9 protein-coding genes are annotated in these 12988 nt (G+C 41.9%); 3 read left to right on the top strand and 6 right to left on the bottom strand.

The window, feature by feature from the left end:
- Window positions 1-181 precede the first annotated feature (181 nt).
- Window positions 182-1708 carry an ATP-binding protein gene (locus K9M52_RS00145; protein ID WP_224070039.1) on the top strand — a complete coding sequence of 509 codons (1527 nt, stop codon included), beginning with the start codon at window positions 182-184 and terminating at the stop codon, window positions 1706-1708.
- A 191-nt stretch (window positions 1709-1899) separates the two neighbouring features.
- On the opposite strand, the gene K9M52_RS00140 is transcribed toward K9M52_RS00145, so the two are convergent.
- On the bottom strand, window positions 1900-3333 hold the full coding sequence (locus K9M52_RS00140) for an AAA family ATPase (RefSeq protein ID WP_224070038.1): 1434 nt from the start codon (window positions 3331-3333) through the stop codon (window positions 1900-1902).
- A 476-nt stretch (window positions 3334-3809) separates the two neighbouring features.
- Window positions 3810-4988, bottom strand: coding sequence for an AAA family ATPase (locus tag K9M52_RS00135; RefSeq protein ID WP_224071878.1), 1179 nt, complete (start codon window positions 4986-4988; stop codon window positions 3810-3812).
- 433 nt (window positions 4989-5421) lie between these two features.
- On the opposite strand from K9M52_RS00135, the gene K9M52_RS00130 reads away from it, so the two are divergent.
- Window positions 5422-7884: an ABC transporter permease gene (locus K9M52_RS00130; RefSeq protein ID WP_224070037.1), complete on the top strand. Its 2463-nt coding sequence runs from the start codon at window positions 5422-5424 to the stop codon at window positions 7882-7884.
- 98 nt (window positions 7885-7982) lie between these two features.
- Window positions 7983-8213, top strand: a complete 231-nt coding sequence (locus tag K9M52_RS00125) for a putative signal transducing protein (RefSeq protein ID WP_224070036.1) — start codon at window positions 7983-7985, stop codon at window positions 8211-8213.
- Window positions 8214-8317: 104 nt separating this feature from the next.
- Here the strand turns inward: K9M52_RS00125 and K9M52_RS00120 are convergent, their stop codons facing one another.
- The 4 genes from K9M52_RS00120 to K9M52_RS00105 form a co-directional block, all read right to left on the bottom strand.
- On the bottom strand, window positions 8318-9226 hold the full coding sequence (locus K9M52_RS00120; RefSeq protein ID WP_224070035.1) for a sterol desaturase family protein: 909 nt from the start codon (window positions 9224-9226) through the stop codon (window positions 8318-8320).
- Window positions 9227-9790: 564 nt separating this feature from the next.
- A complete protein-coding gene (locus K9M52_RS00115; RefSeq protein ID WP_224070034.1) occupies window positions 9791-11197 on the bottom strand; it encodes a glycoside hydrolase family 140 protein in 1407 nt (468 codons plus the stop codon).
- 492 nt (window positions 11198-11689) lie between these two features.
- A complete protein-coding gene (locus K9M52_RS00110) occupies window positions 11690-12226 on the bottom strand; it encodes a hypothetical protein (protein WP_224070033.1) in 537 nt (178 codons plus the stop codon).
- A 165-nt stretch (window positions 12227-12391) separates the two neighbouring features.
- Window positions 12392-12865, bottom strand: a complete 474-nt coding sequence (locus tag K9M52_RS00105) for a carboxymuconolactone decarboxylase family protein (RefSeq protein ID WP_224070032.1) — start codon at window positions 12863-12865, stop codon at window positions 12392-12394.
- Window positions 12866-12988 lie beyond the last annotated feature (123 nt).

Here is a 12988-nt window from a genome sequence, read left to right as displayed (position 1 = left end):
ACAAGTATAGATATTTTAAGAGAGAAATGCTGGGCCATTGAAGAGCTTAAAAGATATATATTATGAGTCACAAAGAGAATCTTTTATGGATCAAAACGTGTAAAAGGGATAGGCTAGGGTCGAGTATCCCGTGAATTACTGTTTAGTTATAAAACAATGAGAATCTTCGTATCTTCGCCATATGTTACCCAAATACCCTATCGGCCTGCAGAGCTTCCGGGAAATCCGGGAAGGCGGTTATGTTTATATTGATAAGACTGAAATAATTCATCATTTGGTGGAGTCGGGGAAGTATTATTTCCTTAGCCGTCCTAGACGTTTCGGCAAAAGCCTACTTATTGATACAATTGAGGAGCTCTTTAGGGGTAGTAAAACGTTATTTGAAGGGTTATGGATTTATGATAATTGGAATTGGGAAACGACTCACCCTGTCATCCATTTTAGTTTTTCCAACTTGGGGGTCGGTACCTTAGGGCTTGAGGCTGCAATTCACCGTGGTATTCAGAATAACGCGGAACGGTTAGGCATACGTTTAAGTGATACCAGCTATGATCAACAATTCAGAGAATTGATAGAAAAAGTGTCTGTTAGGGGAAAAGTTGTCGTTTTGATCGATGAATATGACAAGCCAATTATTGACTTCTTAGACGCGCCTCGACAGATGGAAGCCAACAGAGGCGTTATGAAGAATTTTTATTCAATTCTTAAGGATAGTGATAAATATATTCGCTTTCTGATGATTACGGGCGTGACCCAATTTAGCCGCGTGAGTATATTCTCCGATTTGAATAACCTGCGTAACATTACTCTTTCACAGCAATATGGCGACATCGTAGGTATTACTCAAAAAGAGTTGGAAATGAACTTTAAGCAGGAAATCGCTGAACTTCAAAAGAATAATTCCTATATTCTTAAGCAGATTAAGGACTGGTATAATGGATATACCTGGGATATGAAGACCTGGGTTTATAACCCTTTTTCCTTGCTTAATTTTATGGCTGAACCCATCTTTGACAATTATTGGTATGAAACCGGAACGCCGACTTTCCTTTTTAAGCTACTTAAGAATGGTCAGTTTTATGATGTGGAAGGAATGAATATAGGACGTCTGGATTTATCTACTTTTGATATAAAAAATGCGGATCCGGGACCTCTATTATTCCAAACGGGCTATGTAACGCTTAAAGACATATCTGCCGATAACAAGATCCTTGAACTCGGATACCCGAATCTCGAAGTAAAAGAAAGCTTTTTAAACGGGTTATTGAGCACTTACCGGGAAATCTACCCCACCGGTTCGATGCCTGTTATTGATAAAGTAAAAACGGCATTAAAAAACGGAAACGTTGAGCAATTGATTTTGCAACTTAATAGCCTGATCGCCACGATTCCATACGACCATTGGAATGCAGGGTCCGAATCTATATTTACTGTTATCACTTATTTAACCTTCAAACTAGTTGGTATTGATGTTTACACCGAAGTACATAGTTCCAAAGGAAGATGTGACGTTCTTGTCAAAACTGACGCATATATCTATATAATCGAGCTTAAGCTGGATGGAGCTGCAGAAGAAGCCTTGACCCAGATTAAGTCTACAGGCTATTTGCAACCTTATGTAGCTGATCCCCGAAAGAAAATGGCCGTTGGGATCAGTTTTTCATCTCAGAAAAGAGCGGTCGCAGAGTACCATGTAGAGGCACAATAAAAAAGCTGAAAGCTGATGTTTTCGTCTGAATGTCTGTGCTTTTTTATAAGATAAGAGGTGCATAAGTGAAATGAGTCTGGACATCCCCGGATCAGACTATGTATTTACAAAGGCAGTACTTGTTTTTATTTTTGGTGGTTTGGTTGATGAGAATTTATTTAAGACGGGACAATAACATGATGAATTTAAATCTATTTTTCAAATAGTGCATCCATCGTTATTGAATTTTGAACCAGTCGTTTTGCGTAATTATTATTGGTTAAGCCGAATGCGGTAACAAATGTCAGAAACAACGCCTTTTTCGTTTTAGTTTGTTCTTTAAAAACTTCTTTCTTATTCTCAAGTTGCTCTGCATAGGCTTTCGTGATGGCAAACTCGGATTTTGAGAATTTTATCTCACAGAGACTGATGACAAAATCCTTTCGGTCGAATAATAAATCAATTTGAGCACCTTTGCCGTTGGCTGACTTAAAGTGCCATGTGGCTTCTTCTGTATAAATACTGCGAATGCCTAAAGATATTTTTATTTGTGGTATATGCTTTAAGCAAACTCTTTCAAATGCGATACCACTCCATATTTTCCATGACTCTTCAGTTGAAAGCGTTTCCCATATTTGGTCACCTGAACCCCGATGGCCCTCCATAAATTTCAGATAGAAGTGTGTAAATTCATCTGAAAGTTTATAAATTAAATCCTTTGATTTCCTATCATAAGATAACCATGTGGTTACAAATCCAGATTCTATCAATTCATCAAAGAGTAATGTTAGTGTACCTCCCGAAGATAGACCGGCTTTTTCAATGATATCTTTACGGGTAAGGCCGGAATTATTGTCTGCTAGAACCCTGATGATAGATAAATGTCGGCTGGCATCATCAAAAAGTGAATGATACAGATTATTGAATTCCCCGCTCAGAAATCCATCTTTGGTGAAGCATATTCTATTTATGGCTTGTTCCGGGCTTTCTCCTTTACGAATTTCTTTAAGATATTGAGGTATACCTCCCATTACCATATATATCTGCAATATTTGATAACGTACCATGTTTATATTATTTGCCAACAAGAATTCTTCGGTTTCTTTCAGGCTAAACGGTAGTAATCTGATTTTGCGTGTAATACGGTTATGTAGACCACCTTTATTGTTTACGACATTCTTTATCATCCAAGACGCGGCTGATCCGCAGATTATTACGACTAAGTTGTCCTGATCATTTGCCCAGCTGTTCCACCAATGATCAAATGCCTGAAGAAAGCCTGATTTCTGTGTATTCAGCCAGGGGAATTCGTCCAGAAAAACCACAGATCTTCCAATAACTAATTTGGGTGTCAGAAAGTTGGAAAGAAGGCTAAAAGCTTCTGACCAACTTTCCGGCACTCTGAATAATCTGGGATTACCAGCGGCATTACCTAAAGCTGTGCTGAATTGTGCTAATTGACTGCTTAGACTTGCATCTTTGGTTCCCACAAGCTGGAATAGTAATTTATCTTTAAAATATTTTCTGATAAGATAGGTTTTTCCAACACGCCTCCTGCCAAAAACGGCAATGAGTTCGGGGTGCCCAGAGTCAAAGGCCTCCTTGAGTAATTCCTGTTCCTTTATTCTGCCAATTAGATTTTTCATTTCAAATCAGTTATAATTTTCTAGGTTCTCGGCTCGAAGTTTTACATAAAACGGCACTTCTGGCTGAGTATATTGGTTTTATACTCAGCCAAAAGTATGTGAAAAACGCCACTTTTGGCTGAGTATAAAATAATAAAATGATAATCAGTAAGTTATGTGGATGTAGTGACGTAGAGGAACCGGTCAGCTGGAGCAAATTACGGGAGACGCTGACAGGATTTGGTACCAATTAAACTCATTGTACCAGTTTCCTATGGAATTTTGGACCACTTTCCTGTGGACATGCTCAGATAAGTAATGTCTGATCTTTCGTGGTTTAAGGTTGTTGACCTGGAACGCATCCCAGACTGGCGAATTTTTGCATTTCACTTTTATCTCCACCATGGAGATCGTAAAGGTCTTAACAGAATTCTACCGTTTTTGCGGTATTGTGAAAAGGTCTTAAATTCCAATTTGATTTTAGAGCCTCATATATTTCATAAAAAATCTAATATGGTGGCGTCTAATTTAACCAGGTTGGGTACACCTGCGTAACTTCCCTCCAGGTAATCTTTTTCAAATGACTGGTCTTTACGGATTCCTTTGTATTCGATCAATGTTTTTAAATTACTTCTTCCGTATTGATCTTTATTGACAAGTACAATTTGATCACGCCGTAACTTACTTCCTCTCATCAGACCAACATCGTGTGTTATCACAATTAATTGCGCATTATGAGGATTTGTTGTTTCTGAGTTGAAAATATTTAATATTTTCAATGTCAGGTTTGGGTGGAAGCTCGAATCAAATTCATCTATCAACAGTGTCTGCCCACTTTTTAAGGTTCTTAAAATAATTGCAGCTATACCCAATAGTTTGACACTGCCATTTGATTCCCATTTAAAGAAGTCATCCTGCTGTAACTGTTCTGCAGGTTTATTATCTTCACCATATGCCCGATGGTATGATATTAACGACTTTTGCTCATTTTTTTTTGTTTGAAAAAGAACCGAGGCAACGTCTTTTTCTTTGGATAAATATGGTAAATCTGCAAGTGAAAAATCATGTATGCCAGTGTCTGCATATTTTAAAAAGTTTTTCAATGCCTGCTTTTCTTTTGACTCTCCTTTTTCAATTATTTGTAATGCGAACTGCAGTCCGGCATTAAAATTCGTACCATCTACAATTGCTATTTTTAAAATCTCCTCTCTGATTTTTGAGAGCGTTTTATGTCCGTTAATAGCGACACTGGTTAAAAATAAGGCATCGGATCTAAAGATTTCATTAGTTTCGCTTTCCAGGAATTGCATGTAGGCGCTGTCCTTGGAAAAGTAGCTTTTATTATAAATTAGGTCCGTTTTCTTTCTAAAAAAGTATTGCTCTTCGGATTCTACATGGCTGGTTTCTGCGCGATAGAGCCATTCAGATTCTATCTTTTCATTCTTAATCTGAAATCCAAACCGGTAAAGGCTGTCTTCAAATGAAAATAACAGCTGAAACGTTATGGGGCGTTGATCGTCCTTAGCGTTTAAGAGAAATCGGTCGGCCCATATTTTTTTTGTTAAATTTTCGTGCGCGACGGAGCTTTTAACCATGATATTGAAGGCGCCGAAAGCCATAGCTATATTGCTCTTACCGCTTGCATTACTGCCGTATATAGCCTTTGTTCTAAGCATACGCAGTCCAAGTGAGGACTCAAAAACATTTCCCTCGTCCAGACCTTTGTCATTTTTTCTTTTGTGCGCGGCTCGCATGGAAAAAGTCTGCAGTTCTTTAAAAGACCGGTAATTCCCGAATTGAAAGTCTATTATCATCTCGCAAAGGTAATACATAAATTGTGAAAAAATCACAATTTATGTATTGCGCCCCACGTCTGTATGCATGGCCGTGTGGTTTGTATTTTTATTTCTCCGAGATTCTTGCCAAATCATTGTATATCATCGCGTGTTTTCATTCAATTATATCGTGATTAATATTAATATGTTCAAATCTGGACATGGATTGTTCGAATTCGGACATATTGATATATATTTATCTATGTAATTATCAGAAAATATGTTTTTTACTATGTGGTAAGGTACTTGTTGCGGTCAGAATAAACTCCAAGCCATGTTCGTCAGTTACTTCAGGGTCGCGTTTAGAAATCTACGCCGTAATAGAAATTATACGATTATCAATATCCTTGGGCTGGCAGTGGGTATTGCTGTTTGTCTGACTATATTTATCCTGATCCGGTTCCATACGGGTTTTGACGATTTTCACCCCAATAAAGACCGGATTTATCGTGTACTGACGAAGACGTCTCCAACCGGCGTAGCGGATATGATAACGAGCAGGGCTGTTCCATTTCCTTTGCCACGGGGCCTGAAGGCCGCTTTTCCAGATCTGGAACAGGTCGCCCCGGTGTATGCAAGCCATAATGATCAACTGCAGGTACTGAGTGCAGGTAACTTACCGGCAGGTAATTTTAGCGAAGAAAGCGGTGTATTTTACACCTCACCCTCTTTTTTTAAAATTTTTGATTTTCCCCTCCTTGCCGGATCATACAGTTCCTTGCAAGAACCCAATAATGTGCTGCTCACCAGAGAAACGGCTACCCGGTATTTCGGGGACTGGAAAAAGGCGATGGGGCGCGTCATTAAACTAACGGGATCTTATCGAATAGGAGCTGGGTTATTTCAGTCGCCTCCGGTAACACTGAAAGTCTCCGGCATACTGGCCACGATACCCTCCAATACGGATTTTCAGCTTAAACTGGTGATTGCCTACGGGACAGATTTTACAGGTGATAAAGTATATGGCTATCAGAACCCTGACTGGAGTCAGTCGGCGCCCGATTTTGGCTGCTATGTTCTGTTGCCCGAAGGCATGCAGGTCAAGGAATTTCAGCAGCGGCTGGATGTTTATGCCAGACAGGTACAGGCGCCTGAAAACAAGGACAGCTATATGCTGCAGCCCTTAAGCGCCATTCATTATGATACCCAGGCCGGTAATTATGTTGGCCAGACGGTCAGCCATAAATTAATCAGTGTACTATGGTTGATCGGGATCTTTATCCTGATCATTGCCTGTGTTAATTTTGTCAATCTGGCTACGGCAGCGTCCGTTAATCGCGCGAAAGAAATCGCCGTAAGAAAAGTGCTGGGCAGCAGTAAACGCAGCTTACAGTGGCAATTCATCATTGAAACGCTTATGGTCGTTACTGGTGCTGTTATCCTGGCTGCTTTAATTACCCTGATTTTAATGCCCGTCATCAGCCGGCTGCTGGCCCTGCCGCTTCACTTTAATGCCATCCGTGATCCGGCACTCTTATTATTTCTTTTGATTATTCTAATTGTCGTCACGCTTCTGGCGGGATTCTACCCATCTCTTATCTTGTCCAGGTTCAATCCTGTGCATGTGTTAAAAAGTAAATTTACCGTAAACGCACCAAAAAGGTTTTCTCTCAGAAGGGCCCTGGTGGTTTTTCAATTCATGATTGCACAGGTACTGATCATCGGGATGCTCGTCATCATAAAACAAACGCATTATTTTTTAAACCAGCCATTGGGTTTTGATAAAGAGGCGATCGTCAATGTGCCTTTCCGTCCTGATAGCACAGGCACAGATTTGACCGACTATCTGAGAAATCAACTATTGTCTAACAGTGGCATTCAAGCTGTCTCTTTTAGTTCCACGGCGCCCATGGAAAAAGATGATGACTTGTGGACGGGTTTCAGCCTGACGCGTTCACAAGATGAGGCGAACAGGGAGGCTATCGTCAAATTTGCCGATGAATCCTACGCGCCGACCTATGGGCTGCAACTCATCGCCGGGAGGAATTTAAAGCCCTCTGGCTATACACAGGAGTTTCTGGTGAATGAGACTTTGGTAAAGGCTTTAGGGTATCAACATCCGGCAGATATCCTGGGCAAAGAGCTGTCAATCTGGAACGGCGTGATCAAGTGCCCGGTAGTGGGTGTGCTGAAAGATTTTAACGACAGGACGTTGCGCGACAATCTGGCCCCTGTGGTGCTGACTACCAACAATACGATGTACCGCCAGGCTTCTATAAAACTGCGTCTGACGGATATCCCAGCTACACTGGGGTCAGTAAAACGTATTTGGGAAAAGACATTTCCTGATTTTGTCTATACATACAAATTTTTGGATGATAAAATAGCCGGGTTTTACCAACAAGAAGCGCAGCTTTCTCAGCTGTATAAGATCTTTGCGGCGATCGCTATATTTATAAGCTGCCTTGGCCTGTATGGTCTCGTTTCCTTTATTGCCGTGCAACGGGTAAAGGAAATAGGGATCCGTAAAGTATTCGGTGCCGGTACGGGAAGCATCGTTTATTTATTTTTAAAAGAATTTATTGCCCTTATTGTCATTGCCTTTGTCATTGCGGCGCCTGTCGCCTTTTACTTTGTGGAGCTGTGGTTACAGGAGTATGCCTATCGTGTCAGGATCAGCGGATTGATCTTTATTGCCAGCGGAACGGCGGCTATACTGATCGCGCTGATGGCGATGGGTATTCAGATATTGAAAGCTGCAAGGGCTAATCCGGTAAACTGTTTGAGAATGGATTAGAATTTTTGGAATATGTGATAATCTGGGCTAAATCTGGCTGCATCTTATTATGAAGTGCCACCTGGCTATTTTTCCGTATATTTATAAAAACAATGATCATGACAAGTGATAATATTACAGATAATCTGAAAGTTGTTTTCAGTTCCCATTTTCCCGTAGAGGTTCAGGGGGCCAAGAATTATTTAGAATCAGAGGGAGTACCCGCATTTTTATTCAACGAAATGGCCGGGCAGATATACGGAAATGCAGCGGACAAACCTAAAATACTGGTCAGGGAAACAGATGTTGAAAGAGCGCTTGCGGTCCTGAAAGAAGGTGGCTATACTTAAAAACATGAGTAAAATCGAGATTTTAGAAAAGACGGATTATTCCTTTATAAAGTTGTCAGACACTGAATTAAATTTTAGGGATAGGGTGGTCAGCGAAGCGAGATCTAATCTTTCTTTTTATCCCGATCGATGGCAACAGGGCTGCCAAACAGGTAAAACCATTTTTTACGCCAACCTTTTGCCAGTCTGACATCTCTATAGATGTCTTTCAGCTCATGAAAATTAAGATAGATAGGATTGAGCCGGTTGCCGATTTTAGTGGTCAGTCCATATACCGGCTTTTCTTCTTCCTTTTGGTAAGTGTTAAAGATCCGGTCCCAGAAGATGAAGGTCGCGGCGAAATTCTTATCCAGATACTTTTCCTGTGAGCCGTGATGGACCCTGTGATTGGACGGCGTCGCAAAAATGTATTCAAAGACGGGAGGTAACTTTTTTATATATTCCGTATGGACCCAAAACTGAAATAATACGCTGATCTGGCTAACGACGAAGAAGACCAGCGGATGGAAGCCGCATAATGCTACGGGTATAAAAAAAACGACCTTGATATTCTGAATCCAGCTGAGCCGGAACGATACCGTCAGGTTGTAGCTCTCGGCGGAATGGTGGACAACATGCGTAGACCACAAAAATCGCTGTGAATGGGAAAACCGGTGCGCCCAATAGCTGCAAAAATCGAACAGAATATAACAGGGAATCAGGGTCCACCAAGCCAGTGCCATCCGCCAGGGTAAAACATTATACAGCCAGACAAAAAAATACAGGAGCGAAACCTTAAGTAACAGATTGATTAAAACATTTCCTAAACCCACCAGTGTAGAGCCGATGCTCTCTCTTACTTTATAGAGCTTGTGGTTTTGGTACCAGGATACGCCCATTTCCAAAAGTGTGAAAAAAGCCATAAATGGTATCGCATAGACGATGAGGTTCGGTGCATTTTTCTTTAGGTGAAGGATTTGTTCGTAGGGAATTTGCGGTGCGGCGAATAGATCGCTGAAGGTGTTTAATATCATTATCAACAAATGTAACGGATTACCGGGGGAAAAGCAAGGCCCGAAATGTTAAACAAATTGCGGCTGAAAATTCACCAGGCTCTTTTGGCAGACAGTTTCTTGCTATACGACTTCTAATCAAGGGTGTAGCCTTTCTGTTAAATCGCAAAAGATGGCCGGATGCAGGTTTCTAACGCCCTTCCGCTGCAATTCCCGGTATTACGGATAGATGTTTTCTTGATACTTTCCCGGCTTGTTCACCCGAGTATATGGCTCATTTGCTTTGTGATGAAATGATGGCTATATTCTATAGCTGTATTGGGAGGCTGACAATACATAGTTGCTGCTTTCTTAAGTAAGCGCAAATTTTTCTACATGGATGCGGGGTTATTTTTTTAACCCAATTTGTCTACAGCCAGAGCATTGTATGGCTTAGGTTTCTTTTTGAGTACACCAAAAGCTGTTTAAGCCTGCGTTTTTTTTATTTCGGTAAAAAAACGTTAATGCAGATCAATCCTTTGTATCCGTTTGTTTAAGCGTTCTAGTCAATGTTTTGTATAACATCATAATATGGCAGGCCGCTCATCATCGCGGTGAGTAATGAAGGGTCCCCGGTATTGCATAATTTTTTGATGGGTCATCCAGTACAAGTACCCAATCATTTTGCGCACCGGTTGTCGGCGGAGTAAACCAGTGCATACTATCTTGGTGTATGGAAAAGGATTTGGTAACTTTCCCAATAGCGGGGTTATACCAGTAGATCTTGATTGTTTTTGACGGAATAAACGCCGTGTTGATTTCAATTTTGCGACCAACGGGTAAATAGATCATGGCATACGTGTTATCCGCATCCCGAAAAGCGGTAATATGATGGGCATCATCCGCACCCTGACCGCTGATGATCAGAGATTGATCCGGTACTCTTGTCACGGGTGGCCTCGAGAGGATCAGTTTTTTCAGAAACCCTGCCTGAAAAGCGCCCGGCCGGTCAAGGGCGTCGGTCCAATAGCGGTCAGCAGCATTAATTTTTTCATCCCCGGGCCCGTAGAACTGGAAAACAGAATTATGACCATAAGTGACACCACAGGCACCGCTGAACACGGAGCGATAGAGTTGCTTGCGCACATCATAAGCCCAGAAATAACCCTTTTTGGGGTCCCAGTTGACCGGATGATCCTCATAATTAGGTTCGCCGTCTATGACCGGTTTTGAAGGTTGCAGCGCATAGTCTTTCTGCACCATGTTCCACACTGGGAAATCGTGGATCCTGTGGCCAGACTGCATCATATTGATGTCTAAATAACTGCTGTCACTCAACCAGTATTTGGTAGAAGAAGCCTCTCCCCATGGATGGTAGGTGACGATGGCCTTACCGTCCGTACCATCCCGGATGCCACGGATCATGGCGCGCCAGACAGGGCGCCAATCTAAAGAATCGTTGAACGCCGGTCTGTCGCCACCCGCGATCCAGATGATATTCCAGGCATTTTTATACCGGTTACCTAGCCATTTGCCATACGTATAGGCGTTCAGGGTATCGAAGATTTCCGGGCCTGCTCCCCACATTTTAGTCACTTTGTCGCCCCAGGTAGGCAGCAGACCGATAAAAATATCACGGGCGGCGGCCAACGCTATCGTACTGTCAATCAGGGCAAAGTATTTCCCGTTTGGCCGGGCTGGGTCCAGGTCTTTTAATGGCAGTTCTCCATAACGGTTGGGTGTCCGTAGTCCATTTCGTTCGGATATAGCTACTGCCTGTATCAGGTTAAAGCCTTTTGCGGCGCGGTTATCAAGATAGGTCTTTATCTGTTTCAAATTGAGTTTGAAAAATAAATCCCATCCGGTATCTCCCAGCCAGAAAAAGGGCGTGCCGTCTTTAAATTGTAGAAAGTGGCCGTTAGGTGTGATTTGCAGCCGCTGATGCTTATGCTGCCCATAACCGGCAGAAAAGCTACAAAGAAGAATTATTATAACGAACCGCAACTGCTTCATCTTTTATTATGGATAGATTGATCATTCGTTTCCTGCTATCGGGTGCGCTGGCTGCAGCCGTTATAGCGCGTTGCTCATTTGGTAAGTTACAGAAAAATTCGCATGGCTGCAAATAATGCTGGGCAGCCCTTTGATCCACCTTTCACAAATATTTTCCGAATCTCCTTGTTTGTGTAGGAAGGTCATGTTGCGGAAAGAAGATGTGTATGCTGTTCAGCTCTGTTTGTTCATTCTTCAGGATCCATCCTCAAGTATTTAGATTGATGCCTTTTTAACGGTCATGCGCCCGCTATTAATTGTCACTTTCCTGGATTTCGGAAATGATTACTATCTTTAAGCATTGAGCATCAGGTTTAAAGATGTGTTCGACCGATTTTTCTAAAGCCCTCAGTTATTAGTGTTGAACCCAGAAGCGTAGAATCTCCTGCCATTGCTGATGGCTGTAGAATATGGATTTTACTATTCAGATAGCCTATTTGCATTTGCGGTATTTTACTGCCTGGATGGCACGCGCCTGCTTCCTGCAGGTATGGTGCCTATTAATATGGACAGAGCAATTGTTATAATAGAGCCTGTCCATCCGGGTTTAATGGTCATTAGTAAAATGATACCAAAGAAGATAGTGGTTCTGGTCTGAAGGGAATACCGAAGCGCGCGGCCATGTACTATCAACTGGTTTTCGGCCGGCCGGCTGGCGTTATTTTTTACAATATTTTTGATTTTTTTCATTCTCCTGCCTGTTACAATGCCGCCAATAGCGCCGATCAGTACCATGCTGATCAGTGCGACAGGAATCCAGGCAGTTTCTTTCCATACCGTGGCTGTCATGTACACACCTGTAATAAGCATCAGTGCCATGGACGCGCCTCCTAATTTACTTTGCTTGGCATAACCAGACAATGGATCTTTAAGACGGCTGATGTTCGTTTCTTTTCTCAGGAGACTGATGAAAAGCCATTCCATGGCCATGGTTGCAAAGAAAAGAAGGGCGCCGGTGACATGGAGGAAAATTGCAATTTTATATAGCATAAGTTGTCTTGTTTTTATTGATAGTGACTAATTGAGAGAAGAAGTTAGGTGCCTGTATACATTATTTTATTATAAAAGGGCAAGCGTTAATAACCGGTATGCGCTTGCCCTGCCTTTATTGCCCGGTCTGAACAATAGGTAATTGGCCATAAGGGATGGTATTCGTTAATTCGCGTGAACGGCAAACTGCCCTGGCTGGTAATCGCCTGCCGGCGTTTGGAAAGCTATATTGAAACGATTGTATAGATTGATGCTGTTAATTGTCAGGGTCAGGTCTACCAATTCTTTTTCTGAGAACTCTTGCAACGCCTGCTCATAAACTTCATCTGAAACCTGACCGTTTTCCAGTTTGGTGACTGCTTCTGCCCAGGCCAGGGCGGCCTGTTCACGTCCCGTGTACAGGCTGGTTTCTCTCCAGGCGCTCAACAGGTAGATACGTTGCTCCGTTTCTCCTTCAGCGCGCAAATCTTTTGTGTGCATATCCAGACAAAAGGCGCAACCGTTGAGTTGAGAGACCCTGGTTTCCACCAGGTGCAGTAGATTTTTTTCGAGAGAAGATTTTCCCAGATAGACTACAAGGCTTTGGAGGTCTTTAGATACATTGGAACGGTGTTCGAACAGGTTAATTCTCTTTTGCATAGTTATATTTTTTAGAGGTACATGGAATGTTTTCACTCTAATAATGTTTGAGTAGGCAGTAATTGGACATTTGGAGATAGAAAAATGATATTTTTTTTACCATACAATTGATGATGCTGTAGA

This window comes from Arachidicoccus terrestris (assembly GCF_020042345.1).
Lineage (GTDB): Bacteria > Bacteroidota > Bacteroidia > Chitinophagales > Chitinophagaceae > Arachidicoccus > Arachidicoccus terrestris.
This window is presented reverse-complemented; position numbering and strand designations above follow the sequence as displayed.

Excerpts from the sequence above, each read along its gene's own strand:
- K9M52_RS00145 (WP_224070039.1), top strand. The coding sequence starts at position 182 with ATGTTACCCAAATACCCTATCGGCCTGCAGAGCTTCCGGGAAATCCGG.
- K9M52_RS00140 (WP_224070038.1), bottom strand. The coding sequence starts at position 3,333 with ATGAAAAATCTAATTGGCAGAATAAAGGAACAGGAATTACTCAAGGAG.
- K9M52_RS00135 (WP_224071878.1), bottom strand. The coding sequence starts at position 4,988 with ATGCTTAGAACAAAGGCTATATACGGCAGTAATGCAAGCGGTAAGAGC.
- K9M52_RS00130 (WP_224070037.1), top strand. The coding sequence starts at position 5,422 with ATGTTCGTCAGTTACTTCAGGGTCGCGTTTAGAAATCTACGCCGTAAT.
- K9M52_RS00125 (WP_224070036.1), top strand. The coding sequence starts at position 7,983 with ATGACAAGTGATAATATTACAGATAATCTGAAAGTTGTTTTCAGTTCC.
- K9M52_RS00120 (WP_224070035.1), bottom strand. The coding sequence starts at position 9,226 with ATGATATTAAACACCTTCAGCGATCTATTCGCCGCACCGCAAATTCCC.
- K9M52_RS00115 (WP_224070034.1), bottom strand. The coding sequence starts at position 11,197 with ATGAAGCAGTTGCGGTTCGTTATAATAATTCTTCTTTGTAGCTTTTCT.
- K9M52_RS00110 (WP_224070033.1), bottom strand. The coding sequence starts at position 12,226 with ATGCTATATAAAATTGCAATTTTCCTCCATGTCACCGGCGCCCTTCTT.
- K9M52_RS00105 (WP_224070032.1), bottom strand. The coding sequence starts at position 12,865 with ATGCAAAAGAGAATTAACCTGTTCGAACACCGTTCCAATGTATCTAAA.